This is a genomic window from Angustibacter sp. Root456, from assembly GCF_001426435.1.
Lineage (GTDB): Bacteria > Actinomycetota > Actinomycetes > Actinomycetales > Angustibacteraceae > Angustibacter.
Map to the genome: position 1 here is coordinate 110,740 of NZ_LMER01000015.1, position 14,080 is coordinate 124,819.

The 14,080-nt window shown below is 71.7% G+C and carries 11 protein-coding genes; 1 reads left to right on the top strand and 10 read right to left on the bottom strand.

Annotated elements, in window-relative coordinates; translation table 11 throughout:
- Positions 1-37: 37 nt before the first annotated feature.
- Positions 38-1,000, top strand: a complete 963-nt coding sequence (locus tag ASD06_RS08160) for a DUF389 domain-containing protein (protein ID WP_056675497.1) — start codon at positions 38-40, stop codon at positions 998-1,000.
- Here the strand turns inward: ASD06_RS08160 and glmM are convergent.
- From glmM to ASD06_RS08210, 10 genes are all read right to left on the bottom strand, one after another.
- On the bottom strand, positions 987-2,342 hold the full coding sequence (gene glmM, locus ASD06_RS08165; RefSeq protein ID WP_056675499.1) for a phosphoglucosamine mutase: 1,356 nt from the start codon (positions 2,340-2,342) through the stop codon (positions 987-989). The two genes, ASD06_RS08160 and glmM, sit on opposite strands and share 14 nt — an antisense overlap.
- A 107-nt stretch (positions 2,343-2,449) precedes the next feature.
- Positions 2,450-2,947, bottom strand: coding sequence for a 30S ribosomal protein S9 (gene rpsI, locus ASD06_RS08170; protein ID WP_056675501.1), 498 nt, complete (start codon positions 2,945-2,947; stop codon positions 2,450-2,452).
- 51 nt (positions 2,948-2,998) lie between these two features.
- On the bottom strand, positions 2,999-3,442 hold the full coding sequence (rplM, locus tag ASD06_RS08175) for a 50S ribosomal protein L13 (protein ID WP_056675503.1): 444 nt from the start codon (positions 3,440-3,442) through the stop codon (positions 2,999-3,001).
- A 217-nt stretch (positions 3,443-3,659) separates the two neighbouring features.
- On the bottom strand, positions 3,660-4,295 hold the full coding sequence (locus tag ASD06_RS08180; RefSeq protein WP_056675507.1) for a LysE family translocator: 636 nt from the start codon (positions 4,293-4,295) through the stop codon (positions 3,660-3,662).
- 31 nt (positions 4,296-4,326) lie between these two features.
- Positions 4,327-4,659: a putative quinol monooxygenase gene (locus ASD06_RS08185; protein WP_056675510.1), complete on the bottom strand. Its 333-nt coding sequence runs from the start codon at positions 4,657-4,659 to the stop codon at positions 4,327-4,329.
- Between the two features lie 147 nt (positions 4,660-4,806).
- Positions 4,807-5,343, bottom strand: a complete 537-nt coding sequence (locus tag ASD06_RS08190; protein WP_056675513.1) for a GNAT family N-acetyltransferase — start codon at positions 5,341-5,343, stop codon at positions 4,807-4,809.
- A gap of 4 nt (positions 5,344-5,347) precedes the next feature.
- Positions 5,348-11,158, bottom strand: a complete 5,811-nt coding sequence (gene pulA / locus ASD06_RS08195; protein WP_056675515.1) for a pullulanase-type alpha-1,6-glucosidase — start codon at positions 11,156-11,158, stop codon at positions 5,348-5,350.
- A gap of 93 nt (positions 11,159-11,251) precedes the next feature.
- Positions 11,252-11,776 carry a hypothetical protein gene (locus tag ASD06_RS08200; protein WP_056675518.1) on the bottom strand — a complete coding sequence of 175 codons (525 nt, stop codon included), beginning with the start codon at positions 11,774-11,776 and terminating at the stop codon, positions 11,252-11,254.
- A 108-nt stretch (positions 11,777-11,884) separates the two neighbouring features.
- Positions 11,885-12,367, bottom strand: a complete 483-nt coding sequence (locus tag ASD06_RS08205; RefSeq protein WP_056675519.1) for a hypothetical protein — start codon at positions 12,365-12,367, stop codon at positions 11,885-11,887.
- Positions 12,364-14,046, bottom strand: coding sequence for an ABC-F family ATP-binding cassette domain-containing protein (locus ASD06_RS08210; protein WP_056675522.1), 1,683 nt, complete (start codon positions 14,044-14,046; stop codon positions 12,364-12,366). Before ASD06_RS08210 ends, ASD06_RS08205 begins: the two co-directional genes overlap by 4 nt.
- Positions 14,047-14,080 lie beyond the last annotated feature (34 nt).

Here is a 14,080-nt window from a genome sequence, read left to right on the forward strand (position 1 = left end):
ACGGGGTTTTCGGCGCCGATGCGGGCAAGATGGCCCCGTGCTGCACCTGCGACTGGCCGTGCCGGCGTCCATCCGTGAGGAGGTGGAGCGCTTCCTCGTGGAGGATCCGCGAGTCACCAACGTCACGGTGCTGCCCGGCGCGTCCCGTGATCCCGCGGGTGACGCGATGTCGTGCGACGTCGCGCGCGAGGCGGCGAGCGACGTCCTGGCGCGGCTGCGGGCGCTCGGCCTGGACGACGGCGGCACCGTCGCGATCCAGGAGGTGGCCGCCTCGCCGTCCCAGGCGGCCCGCGACGCCGAGCGCGCCGCACCTGGCAGCCCGGACGACGGCGTGGTCTGGGACCTCGTCACCGACACCGCCTACGACCAGGTGCGGCCCTCGTGGACGTACTACGCGTTCCTCACCCTGGCCACGCTCATCGCGGGCGTCGCCGTAGTGCTCGACTCCCCCATCCTCGTCGTGGGCGCGATGGTCGTGGGGCCGGAGTTCGCGGTGGTCGCGGCGCTGGCGCTCGGCGTGGTGCTGCGTGAAGGACGCCTGGTGTGGGGCAGCGTGCGCCTGCTGGTGCAGGGCTTCGTCGCCGCGATCGCCATCACCGCGGTCTGCGGGCTGCTGGCCGCAGCGATCGGCTGGGTCGACGCGTCCTCGCTCACCCGCCCGCGCCCCCTCACCGGGTTCATCTGGAAGCCCGACCACTGGTCGGTGACCGTGGCCCTGCTGGCCGGCGTGGCGGGGACGCTGTCACTCACCGCGGGGCGCACGAACGCCCTGGTCGGCGTGTTCATCTCCGTCACCACGGTGCCTGCCGCGGGCAACCTCGCGCTCGCCCTGGCGCTGTGGGTGCCGGCGGAGATGGCCGGTGCCTCGGCGCAGCTCGCCGTCAACCTCGCTGGCATGGTGCTTGCCGGCGCGGTCACGCTGCTGGTGCAGCGGGTGCTGTGGCGCCGGGCCGGACTGCGGATCCACGTGGCCGGCCGGGGTCAGGTCACTCGCCGCTGAGGGCCAGCCGCTCGCGGACGACGACGGCCAGCCGATCGGCCAGCGCCTGGGCCTGCGCCGCCTCGCCGGCCTCCACCATCACGCGCACGAGGGGCTCGGTGCCCGACGGACGCAGCAGCACCCGCCCGGTGCCGGCCAGCTCGCTCTCGATGGCCTGCACGGCGGCGAGGACGTCGCCGTCGTCCGCCGCCCGCGCCTTGTCGACGTCGCGCACGTTGACCATCACCTGCGGTAGGCGCTGCATCACCTGCGCCAGCTCGGCCAGCGGTCGGCCGCTCTGCGCGACCCGCGAGGCCAGCAGGAGCGCGGTGAGCACACCGTCGCCCGTGGTGCCGTGGTCGGTGAAGATGACGTGGCCCGACTGCTCGCCACCCAGCGAGAACCCCCCGCGGCGCATGCGCTCGAGCACGTAGCGGTCGCCCACCGCGGTCTGCTCGACAGTGATGCCCTCGCGCTGCATCGCCTGCATGAGGCCCAGGTTGCTCATCACCGTGGCGACGAGGGTGTCGCCGGCGAGGGCGCCGCGCTCGCGCAGGGCGAGGGCGAGGATCGCCATGATCTGGTCGCCGTCGACCACGTCACCGAGGGCGTCGACGGCGAGGCAGCGGTCGGCGTCGCCGTCGAGGGCGACACCGAGGTCGGCTCCGTGCTCGACCACGGCCGCCTGCAGCGGCTCCAGGTGCGTCGAGCCGCAGCCGTCGTTGATGTTGAGGCCGTCCGGCTCGCCGCCGATGACGTCGACCCGGGCGCCGGCCTCGCGCAGCAGGCGGGGCGCGACGGCGCTCGCGGCGCCGTGGGCGCAGTCGACGACGACGTGCAGGCCGTCGAGGCGGTGCGGCAGGACGGCGAGCAGGTGGGCCACGTAGTCGTCGGCGGCCCGGACGTCGGTGCGTACGCGCCCCACGGCAGCGCCGGTGGGTCGCTCCCAGGATTCACGCAGGCGCTTCTCGATGGCGTCCTCGATGGCGTCGTCGAGCTTGTGGCCGCCGCGGGCGAAGAACTTGATCCCGTTGTCGGGCATGGCGTTGTGGGACGCCGAGAGCATCACGCCGAGGTCGGCACCGCGGGCAGCGGTGAGGAACGCGACGGCCGGTGTCGGCAGCACCCCGACGTCGAGGACGTCGATCCCAGCGCTGGCGAGCCCCGCCACGACGGCAGCGCTGAGGAACTCCCCGGATGCGCGCGGATCGCGACCGACCACGGCGAAGGGCCGGTGGCCGGCGAAGGCGCCGATGTCGGCGAGGACGTGAGCGGCCGCGACCGACAGGTCGAGGGCCAGCTCGGCGGTGACGTCGCGGTTGGCGACGCCGCGCACCCCGTCGGTGCCGAACAGTCGTGCCACAGGTGCTGCCTTTCGTCGGGGGGAACGTCAGCCACGACGACGACGGCCCCGGGAAACGGTACTCCCGGGGCCGTCGTTCGTGGCGTCCTCGAGCGGACGCGCGTGGATCAGCGCTTGCTGTACTGCGGAGCCTTGCGGGCCTTCTTCAGACCGGCCTTCTTGCGCTCGATGGCGCGCGGGTCACGGGTGAGGAAGCCGGCCTTCTTCAGCGCGGGGCGGTTCGCCTCGGCGTCCACCTCGTTGAGCGCGCGGGCGATGCCCAGGCGCACGGCGCCGGCCTGGCCGCTGGGGCCACCGCCGTGCACGCGCGCGAAGACGTCGAAGGCGCCGTCGAGCTCGAGCACCTTGAAGGGCTCGCTCACGATCTGCTGGTGCACCTTGTTGGGGAAGTAGTTCGCCAGCTCGCGGCCGTTGATCGTCCAGCGGCCGGTGCCGGGCACGATGCGCACGCGGGCGACAGCCTCCTTGCGGCGGCCGGTCGCGGCACCCGGGCCGGACGCGCTGGCGCGGCGGGCGGGAGCCTCGGTGGACTCGCTGGTGTAGCTGCTCGGCGCGTTGTCGGCGTCGATGCTGTCGACGTCGATCTCGGTGGTGGGCTCAGCCACGGTTCTCCTCGAACTCCTGGTCAGTGATGCGTGGGTCGGTTCGGCCGTGGCTTACTGCGCGACCTGGGTGATCTCGAACGGCTGCGGCTGCTGCGCCTGGTGCGGGTGCTCCGGGCCGGCGTAGACCTTCAGCTTGCTCAGCTGGGCGGCGGCCAGCGAGTTCTTCGGCAGCATGCCCTTGACGGCCTTCTCGACCGCCTTGGTGGGGAAGCGCTCCAGCAGCTCGGCGTAGGTGCGCGAGCGCAGGCCGCCCGGGTAGCCGGAGTGGCGGTACGCCTTCTTCTGCTCGAGCTTGGCGCCCGTGAGCGCCACCTTGTCGGCGTTGATGATGACGACGAAGTCACCGGTGTCGACGTGCGGCGCGAACGTCGGCTTGTGCTTGCCGCGCAGCAGCACGGCGACCTGGCTCGCGAGACGGCCGAGCACGACGTCAGTGGCGTCGATGACGTGCCACTGGCGGGTGACCTCACCGGCCTTGGGGGTGTACGTACGCACGGTCGTAGCCTTCGTTCTCGTCACGTGGTCAGGCACGTCGGTGCCCGCTGGCAAGGGGTGTCGCGCTCCTGGTCCGGCGCCAGCCCTGAGAAGATGCCCCTGGGACACGGCGCGTCGGATCCGCACGACGACAGCCCAGAGTACCCGCCGGGCTCGGCAGGGGTCAAAACGCGGCCGGACGGCGTCCGCCGGGCCCGAGCCCTGCGCGGTGTCGCGCTCAGGCCTCGGTCATGAGCCGGAGGCCGAAGGCCACGAAGACCAGCCCCATGAGCCGGTCGAGGCGCCGCCGCACGCGGGGCGTGCCCATCCAGCGGACCACGGTGCCCGACACGGCCAGCAGGGCGACGTAGTAGACGGCCGTCTCGGCGATGTAGACGCCCCCGAGAACCGCGGAGCCGGCGCCGACCGCGTGACCGACCGGCACGAACGCCGGCAGGAAGCTCACGAAGAACGCGCCGACCTTCGGGTTGAGGACGTCGGTCAGCAGCCCGGTCAGGTACGCCCGCCCTCGACCGGCTGCGAGCCTGGCGCCGGCACCGGCGTCAGCCACGACCAGCGCCGAAGCCTGCTGCGGACGACGGCGCAGGCTCTGCACGCCGAGCCACAGCAGGTAGAGCCCACCGGCGATCCGCAGGGCCAGGTACCCCAGCTCACTCGCCCGCACCACCGCCGACAGCCCGAGCGCGGCCACCGACACCCAGATCACCAGACCGGTGAGGCCCCCTGCCGCCGTCCAGACCGCCCGCGGCCGACCGTCGCGCACGATCGAGCGCAGCAGCACCATGGTGTCGGGTCCGGGGAGCACCACGAGCAGCGCCGCAGCGGCGCTGAACGCCAGGACGGCCTTGGTCACCTCCGAAGGGTAGAGCTGGCCCGGCCGGGCCTCACCCTTCTCGCGGCGAGATCTCGCCCATCGGACCGAACCCGCTGACCTCCTGCGCGTCGACGTAGATGATCTGGGGCTGCGCCGACACGATGTCCGGCATCTCGGACATGAAGCGCGCCACGTGGGCCTGCTGCATGTGCTCCTGGCCCGCCGCGGCGTCCCGGAACCCCTCGACGGTGACGTAGGTCTGCGGGTCGTCGACGCTGCGCGAGAACTCGAAGAACAGGCAGCCGGGCTCCGCGTTGACCGACGCGGCGTAGAACGCCGAGAGCTCCTCCCACTCGCTCTGCCGGTCCGGCCGGATCGGGAACTTCACGACGATGAGGATCACGGGTGCCTCCTGGATCTGGTGAGGGAGCGAGCGGGGCCCGCCTGGATCCTGGCCCCGAAAGCACCGCGGAGCCACCTGGGGCCTGCGGCGCGTGGCGCCGTGGCGACGTCGTCCGCGGTCGAGGAGGTGCAAGAGGTGCAGGTCGTGCTATTCGTCGTAGGAGTCGAAGGCCGGCGGGTAGACGAGCCTGCCCCGGACCGCTGGCGAGTACGACGGGAGCAGGTAGACCTGACCCGCCTCGCGCGGCGCCCAGTCCGGCAGGTCGATGGCGACGCCGACGTCGCGGCAGTCGCGGAAGCCGAAGCGCGGGTAGTACCGCGGGCTGCCCTCGAGCGTCACCAGCGGTTCCGGACGGCGCTCGGCGAGGGCGAGCACCGCCCGCACCAGCGCCGAGCCGATGCCGCGCCCCTGCACCGCCGGCGCGACGGCGAGGGGCGACAGCGTGAGGACGTCGTGCGTTCGGCCGCTCGCGTCGTCCAGCAGCTGGGCGCGGCTGATCATCACGTGACCCACCACCTCCCCGCCGTAGCGCGCCACGAGGGCCAGCCCGGGCAGGTACTGCGGTGACGCCCGGATCAGCTCGACCAGCCGCGCGACGCTCGGCTCGTCGACGAACGCCGCCCGCACCACGTCGCCGATCGCCTCGTGGTCGGTGGGGTGCTCGGGCTCGATGACGACCTCCACGCCGTCACCGTTCCACGAACACCGCCACGGTGCGTGCCGGCACGCTGGCCGACCCGGAGGTCGCGTCCCAGGCGGCCGTCTTGACCACCCGGTCGCTGCCTGACTCCTGCACCGGCGAGAGGGCCAGCGCGTGCCCGTCGAGCCCAGGCACCTTCTGGTCGACGGCGGACGCGCTCGCGTTGAGCACCACGACCAGACCCTTGAGCGCGGGGTCGACGTCCGAGCCGACGCTGTCGTCGATCCGCATCACGATCACACCAGGATGCGCCTCACTGGTGCCCGACACCGGGAAGCCCACCTTGGCGTTGATGAGGTCGGCCGAGCCCAGCGTGAACAGCGGGGACGACGACCGCAGCCGCAGCAGGTCGGCCGCAGCAGCCGACGCCGTGGCGACGTCGTTCGCGGTCGGCTTGAGCGCGGGGTCGGCGAGCAGCGGCTTCTGGTACGCCCACTTGGCGGCGTTGTCGGCCTTCGGCGGCAGCCCGTGGCCGAAGCCGTTGTCCGCGCCGGTCCAGTCGAGCCGGTTGAACCAGTCACCCGAGTCGAAGCTGTTGCGGTCCAACGACTTGCTCCGCAGCAGGTCGGCGCCCGCGTGCCAGAACGACGGCGACTGGCCGAGCGCCGTGGTGGCGAGCGAGACGGTGTTCATCCGCACGCGGTCGGCCATCGACGTGCTCTGCGGCAGCTTGTACGTCAGCGTGTCGAAGAGCGTCTCGTTGTCGTGTGCGTCGACGTAGCTGATGACCTCGTCCGGCTGGTCGGCGTACCCGGCGGGCTGGCCGTTGTAGTCGACCTGGTCGCCGCGGACGACGTCCCCGGACGACGCGCGGAACCGGTAGGCCCGCAGGTTGCCGGCCATGCCGAGCTCGACGAGGTCAGTGGCGTGCGCCAGCGTCGCCGCCTGCTGGGCCGCATCGCCGTTCACCGCTGCGCCGTTGGGGTCGCCGGCTAGGCCGCTGCCGAGGCCCTGGATGCGCGGGTCCTCGTCGAACGGCCCGCCACCGCGGACGGCGTCGCGCAGCCGGTCGCTGAACGTGCCGATCCCCGTGCCACCGAGCTGGCCCTGCGTGGCTTGGTAGAAGCGCGCGTTGTTGGCGACCTCCCCGAAGTTCCAGCCCTCCCCGTAGAGGTAGATCGAGCGCCCGTCGACACCGTCGCGCCGCAGCGTGAGCGCGTCGAGCGCGTGCCGAACTGCCAGCATGTTCGCGCGCGAGTGGTGGCCCATCAGGTCGAACCGGAAGCCGTCGACCCGGTAGTCGCGGGCCCACACGACGACCGCGTCGACCATCATCTTCTCGGCCATCGCGTGCTCGGTGGCGACGTTCTGGCAGCAGGTCGAGGTCTCGACCTCACCCGTGCTGACGTTCAGCCGGTGGTAGTAGCCGGGCACGATCTTGTCGAGCACCGACGTGTCGGCCTGACCCGATGCGGACGTGTGGTTGAACACCTGGTCGAGCACCACACGCAGCCCGTCGGCGTGCAGCGCCCCCACCATGGTGCGGAACTGCGCGACGCGAGGGGCGCCGTCCGGGTCGGTGGCGTACGAACCCTCCGGCGCCATCCAGTGGTACGGGTCGTAGCCCCAGTTGAAGGCGTCGTCCTTCGCGACGGCGGTGACGCAGGCCTGCTGCTGCTCGGAGTCCGGCGGCATCGAGGCGAGGTCGCAGTCGGGCGTCTTCTGCTCCGAGCGCTTCTCGGGGATCGAGGTGATGTCGAACGTCGGCAGCAGGTGCACGGTGTTGAGACCGGCCTTCGCCAGCGCCCGCAAGTGCTTGGTGCCCGCACCGTCGTCGGCGAACGCCAGGTAGGTGCCGCGGTGGTCCGCCGGCACGCTCGGGTCACTCACCGAGAAGTCGCGCACGTGCAGCTCGTAGATGGTGGAGTCGACGCTCTGGGCCAGCTTCGGCGACGGCGTCGTGCGCCACTGCTTCGGTTGCAGCGCAGGGTCATCGAGGTCGACGGCCACCGACCGCTTCGAGTCGGGCGTCAGCGTCAGGGAGTACGGGTCGGTCACCTGGTTGTGCTCGACCTTCCGCGTGGACGGCGCGTAGACCGTCACGTCGTAGAGGTACTGAGCTCCCCGCCAGTCGGGGCGCCCCCTGGTCGACCACACACCGTCGTGATCCGCGCGTAGCTGGACGCGTTGCGGCGCACCGCTTTCACGGCCAGCACGCCACACCAGCAGGTCGACGTCCGTCGCCGTCGGTGCCCACACGGCGAACGTCGGCCCGCGGCCGTGCCAGCTCAGGCCGAGCCGCTCGCTCCGCGCACCGGCGTAGACGTCGTCGAGCACCCGCGGGATCTGCACGCCGGTCGCGTCAGTGAGCCGACCGAGGTCGTCGTACTGCGCGACCGCGACCTGGCCCTTGAGAATCGTGGGCACCTGGCGCGCGGACGAGCGCGCCAGCCGCAGGGCGAGGAAGCCCTTCAGCTGCGGGTCCTTCGCCACCACGTCCGCCGGCAGCCCGGCGGGGTCGTAGGTCAGCGCCGCGGACGACCCACCGGTCACGGCCTCGTCGTCGACCGCCAGGCCACCGGTTACCGACCAGTGCAGCCGCCACCGCAGCCGCTCGGGCGAGGTGCCCGCGGGCACAGCGTTCGCCGGCCACGCGATGAGGTCGCGCGCCACCCAGTGCGCCTTGGCCTTCGTGAGGTCGGGCGCCGCACCCGCGCGCGACGTGGTGATCGTGAGCACGTGCGTCGCCAGCGTGTACGAGAACGTCGTCACCACACCGTCGCCCGGGACGTCGAAGCCGATGTTGGCACCGCCCGGCGCACCGCCCGCGCCGTAGTTCTCGTCCCAGGTCAGCCCGTGGGTGACCTTGGCCTCGTAGTGGCCCGCCGGAATGCGGTCGGTGCGCCAGGTGAGCACGCCGTCGCCATCCGGGTCCTGCAGCCACGGCCGCATGCACGCAGGTTGCCAGTCACCCGAGCAGCCGAGGGCCGCCTGGAAGGACCCCGGCACCGTGACGATCGGGCCCTGGGCGTCGGAGGTGACGTAGTGGGTGGCGTGGTCGTAGTAGAACGTCACCGGGCCGGCGGGCGCGGTGTAGCTGATGTCGGAACCGTTCTTCACCGCGCCGGCGCCGTAGTTCTCGTCCCAGCTCTTGTTGATCGCCGCCTTGTAGGCGTACGAGCCGGTGGGCAGCGTGTACGTGCCCTTCCAGACCTGGTCGTTCGGGTCGAGCGACAGCTGGGCCTGCGGGCAGTCCGGCATCCAGTCGCCGGCGTTCGCGCCACCGGTGCAGCCCATCTCGCTGTTGTGATTTCCCGGAACACTGACGGCGTCCGGCTGCGTCACCGGGCCGACGCCACCGCCGCCCCCGCCGCCGCTGGGTGCCGGCGTGCCGACGATGCCGTAGGTGGAGGTGGCCGAGTAGTTGCCACTGCTGTCGCGCAGCACGGCTCGGTACTCGACCAGCGTGCCCTTGGCCAGGCCCGTGGTGTCGTGGAAGACGCGGTACGGCGCGTTGTCGTCGGTGCCGATCCGCTGCCACGCAGCCGTTCCGACCGGTCGGTAGCCGAAGGTCACCTCGGCCAGGGCGTTGTCGGGCACCGACACCCCGACCTCAGTGCGTCCCCCGACAACCGCCCCCGGCTGAGGCGACGCGGGGTAGACAGCCGGTGCGGCACGGCGGTGATCGACCGGCCGGGTCGCCTTCCATACCGCCACCGACAGCGGCGGCACGGTGATGGTCGCGCGGCCCTCCTTGTTGGTGCGCAACGACGCCCGCGAGCCGGCGAGTGGCTTGAAGGTGCCGTGATCGACGAAGGTGGCCACCTCGGCCGACTTGGCCGTGGTCGCGTTGTTGGCCGCGACGAGGTACTCGACCTTGGTCTGGCGGTCGACGCGGCTGAACGCGTAGATCCCCGCGGACGACGACGCGTACCGGTGCACCTGCGTGCCGTCAGCGAGTGCCGGGTTCGCCGCACGCAGGGCGGCCACCTGCTGGATCGCACGGTAGAGGGGAGCCTTGGTGTCGTACCGGTCACGGCTCCCGGACGGGCCGCCGACGACGTCCTCGCTGTTGTACTGGGCGACCTGACTGGCGAACATGTCCTGCCGCGCGTCCTTGTCGCCGCCGGCGCCGGCGAAGCCCTGCTCGTCGCCGTAGTAGACGACCGGCTGGCCGCGGGTGAGGTACATCAGCTGGTGCGCGAGCTCGTCACGCTTCAGCACCTCGTCAGCCGGCACCCCAGAACCCTTGAGCATCATCGCGATGCGGCCCATGTCGTGGTTGCCCAGGAAGGTGGGCAGCTCGTACGCGTTGGAGTCGGTGTCGGTGTAGTAGTCGTCGCCGACGAACAGGTCACGCACACCGGTGGTGGCCTTTCCGGCGGCGAAGTCCTTGGCCGCGGCCTGGAAGCCGAAGTCCAGCGTGGCGGGCAGCCTGCCGGTGGTCGTGTACTGCGACATGAACGAGGGGCGCGCGTCGTACACCTCGCCGAACATGAAGAAGTCGTCGTTGCCGTCGGCCTTCGCGCGGGCCAGGATCGCCGGCGAGAACTTCTGCCAGAACTCCATGTTGACGTGCTTGACGGTGTCGATGCGGAAGCCGTCGATGCCGAAGTCGACCCACTGCGTGTAGATGTCGGTCATGCCCTTGACCACGGCGGGCTGCTCGGTGAACAGGTCGTCGAGCCCGACGAAGTCGCCGTACTCGGCGCTCTCGCCGGCGAAGGTCGAGTCACCGCGGTTGTGGTACTTCGTGGGGTCGTTCAGCCACGCCGGCACCTTGACGGTCTTGTCGGCCTCGGATCGGAACGTCGGCGTGTAGGGGAACGACTGGGCGTTCAGCTGCGGGAACGTGTCGGTGCCCGCGTAGTCCTTGTCGTCGAAGGTGTTGCCGGCCGCGTCCTTGTACGGCGCATCCGCCTTGCTGACGTACGAGTACTTCTGCTGGGTGTAGTCGATGACGTCCGCGGTGTGGTTGGTGATGATGTCGAAGAAGACCTTCATGCCCTTGGCGTGCGCAGCGGCGATGAGCGCCTTCATGTCGGCGTTGGTGCCCAGGTGCGGGTCGATCTGGGTGAAGTCGGTGATCCAGTAGCCGTGGTACCCGGCGCTGGCGTCGCTGCCGCTGCCCTGCACGGGACGGTTCTTGAACGACGGCGTGAGCCAGATCGCCGTCGTGCCGAGGCCCTTGATGTAGTCGAGCTTGCTGGTCAGGCCCTTGAGGTCGCCACCGTGGTAGAAGCCCTTGTCGGTGGGGTCGAAGCCCGTCTCCATCCGCCCACCGGTGAGCCCGCCGGTGTCGTTGGCCTTGGCGCCGTTGGCGAAGCGGTCGGCCATCACGAAGTAGAACCGCTCGCGGGTCAGCGGGGCGCGCAGGCTCGCGCTCGCCAGCTGCTTGTCGGCTGCGGTGACCGGCCCCGGCAGGTCGGTGGGTGCGATGCCGACGCGGTGGGTGGTGTGGTCGTACGTGAAGTCGAGCGTCGCCTGGCCGGCGAGCACGAGCGGGATGTTGTCCCCGCCGCCGTCCAGGCCGTAGCTCTCGTCCCACGAGTCGTTGAGGGCGACCTTGAGCTCGTAGCTGCCCGCAGGCAGCGTGAAGCGGCCCGCGAACGTGGGGGTGTCACCGACCCGCTCCAGGTGCGTCTTCGCGCAGTCGGGCTGCCAGTCGCCGGAGCACCCCAGCTCGCTCTGCAGGCTGCCGACCAGCGTCACGGACGACGGCAGCGGGCTCTCGGCCGCCCGGGCCGACCGCGCGGGGGCCGCCGCGAGCAGCGCGAGCGCCAGCACGGCGACGAGCACCGCCGCCCAGGGGCGACGCGACCTCGAGGACGACACGGATCGAAGGGCCAGTGCAGACATGGGCGGGCTCTCCCAGCAGGGCGGACGGCGTCGTCCGAGGTGTCCAGTTCGTCGCGACCCTAGACCTGCACGACCCCTGCATGGAAGGCCCCCTCAGCAACTTTCTGCAAATTCTTTCAGCGATGTCGGTTCCGGCTGCAGGTGCATCGACGTCGCCGGGCGGCAGAGCAGCACGACGAGCACCAGCTCGGTCGCCGCCGTCAGCACCCCCGCGACGAGGAACCACCACGGCACGGGGTAGGCGAGCGAGGCGACGACGTCGATGCCTCCCGCCGCAGTCGCACCCAGCAGCAGCACCCGGGCGCCCCACCAGCGCCGCACCAGCGCGACCATGAGCCCGGCGCTGACCAGCGCGGTGGCGAGGTCGACGACCACGCCCCACTGCCCCGGCGTCCGCAGCTCGGCGACCACCCAGCCGGACGGCGAGGTCATGTCGAGCCGGTGCGCCGTCCCGTAGGCCCGCACGAACGCCGACCACTCGAAGCCGACCATCCACACGCGCAGCAGCATCAGCGCGACCAGGGGCACCAGCAGACCGCAGGCAGCACGCACCGCGTCCGGGGTGGTGTCCGCACCGCCGCCCACGGACGCGACCTCGAGGTCGCGGACGTCGCGCACCCTGGTGACGCTAGGACGGCGCGCGGCCGCGCGTCAGAGGTCGTGACCGAACCGCGCCCCACATCGTGACCGAACGGAGACGCGCCAGCCTCTGCACCGGTCGCCGCCTCAGCGGGCCAGGTAGTCGTACTCGACCGGCGCCCGCCACAGCAGCCACACGACCACAGCGGTCATCGCCACCATGACGAGGGTGAGCAGGTGGTACCACCACGGTGAGGGGACGGCGACCGACCCGAGCGTGTTGAGGCCACCAGCCGCGCTGAGGGCCAGCGCGACGAAGCGCGCCCACGGCTGGCCGCCCACCACCTTGCGCAGCAGCGGCAGGATCAGCAGCCCGGCGCAGAGCAGGCTGAAGATGGCCGAGTCGACGTGCCCGGGCACCTCGCGCTTGGCGATCTCCTGACCCAGGAAGGTCGTCATGTCAAGGTGCCTGAACTCGCCGTAGGCCTGGACGAAGTCGGCGTGCCGGTACTGCGCCAGCAGCACCCGCACGACTCCCAGCACCACCGCCGTCACGAGCAGCACGCGCGCCACCACGCCGCGCACCTGCTCCTTCGACCGCGGCCGGCCCCCCTGCAGCGTCTGGCTCATCGTTGTCTGACCACCCTCGTCTCGTCCCACACCGGTTCCGGTGACTCGTAGACCCGCCCGTCGGCTCCGAACACCAGGAACCGGTCGAAGCCGCGCGCGAACCAGCGGTCGTGCGTCACGGCCAGCACCGTCCCCTCGAACGACGCGAGCCCCTCCTCGAGCGCCTCGGCCGAGTGCAGGTCGAGGTTGTCCGTCGGCTCGTCGAGCAGCAGCAGGGTCGCCCCGCTGAGCTCGAGCAGCAGGATCTGGAAGCGTGCCTGCTGGCCCCCGCTCAGCGACTCGAACACCTGCTCCCCCGCGCGCGCCAGCTCGTAGCGGTCGAGGGCCCGGGCCGCCTGCTCACGCGGCAGGCCGTCGCGGTGGTCGTCGCCGCGGTGCAGGATCTCCAGCAGCGTGCGGCCCACCAGCCGCGGGTGCTCGTGGGTCTGGGCGAACCAGCCGGGGCGCACCCGCGCGCCCAGCCGCGCCCGGCCGGTGTGCACCACCGGCGCGATGACGATGTCGTCGACCGGCCGGTGCTCGGCGTCCGGGTCGGAGCCGCCGGCCGCGAGCAGCCGCAGGAAGTGCGACTTGCCCGAGCCGTTCGAGCCCAGCACGGCCACCCGTTCGCCGTACCAGACCTCGAGGTCGAACGGCTGCATCAGGCCGGTGAGCTCCAGCTGCTCGCACATCACCGCCCGTTTGCCGGTGCGGCCCCCCTGCAGCCGCATCCGGACGTTCTGCAGCGCAGGCAGCGCCTCGGGCGGCCCCTCGTCGAGGAAGCGCTGCAGGCGCTTCTCAGCGGCGTGGTACTGGCTCGACATGTCGGAGTTGTAGGCGGCCTTGTTCTTGTAGTACTGCACGAGGTCCTTGAGCTTCTGGTGCTCCTCGTCCCAGCGGCGCCGCAGCTCCTCGAGCCGGGCCAGCCGCTCGCGGCGCGCGTCGTGGTACGTCGAGAACCGGCCCGGGTGCACCCACACGGTGCTGCCCGCCGCGCTCGGCTCCAGGGTCGCGATCCGGTCGGCCGCACGGTCGAGCAGCTCGCGGTCGTGGCTCACGAGCAGCACCGTCTTCGGCGTCTCGCGCAGCCGGTCCTCCAGCCACCGCTTGCCCGGCACGTCGAGGTAGTTGTCGGGCTCGTCGAGCAGCAGCACCTCGTCCGGGCCGCGCAGCAGGGCCTCGAGCACCAGCCGCTTCTGCTCGCCACCACTCAAGGTGCGCACCTCGCGCCACTGCGCCTTCTCGAACGGCACGCCGAGCGCGGCCACGGTGCACACGTCCCAGAGCGTCTCGGCGTCGTACCCACCGGCGTCCGCCCAGTCGGCGATGGCCTGGGCGTACCGCATCTGGGTCGGCTCGTCGTCGGACTCCATCATCGCCAGCTCGGCCGCCTCCAGCGCGTGGGCCGCCACTCGCACGCGCGGTGGCGCCACCGTGAGCAGCAGGTCGCGCACGGTCGAGGTGTCGCGCACCTGGCCGACGAACTGGCGCATGACGCCGAGCCCACCGCTGCGGGTCACCGCTCCCCCGTGCGGGTCGAGGTCGCCGGCGATGATGCGCAGCAGCGTCGTCTTGCCCGTGCCGTTGGGGCCGATGAGCGCCACCGTGGCGCCGTCGCCCACGCGGAAGGTGACGTCGTCGAGCAGCGGCCTGCCGTCCGGCAGACGGAAGCTGACGGTGTTGACGTCGACGTGTCCCACGAGTAGCCAGTGTGGCGTGGGCTCTGGCGCGGAG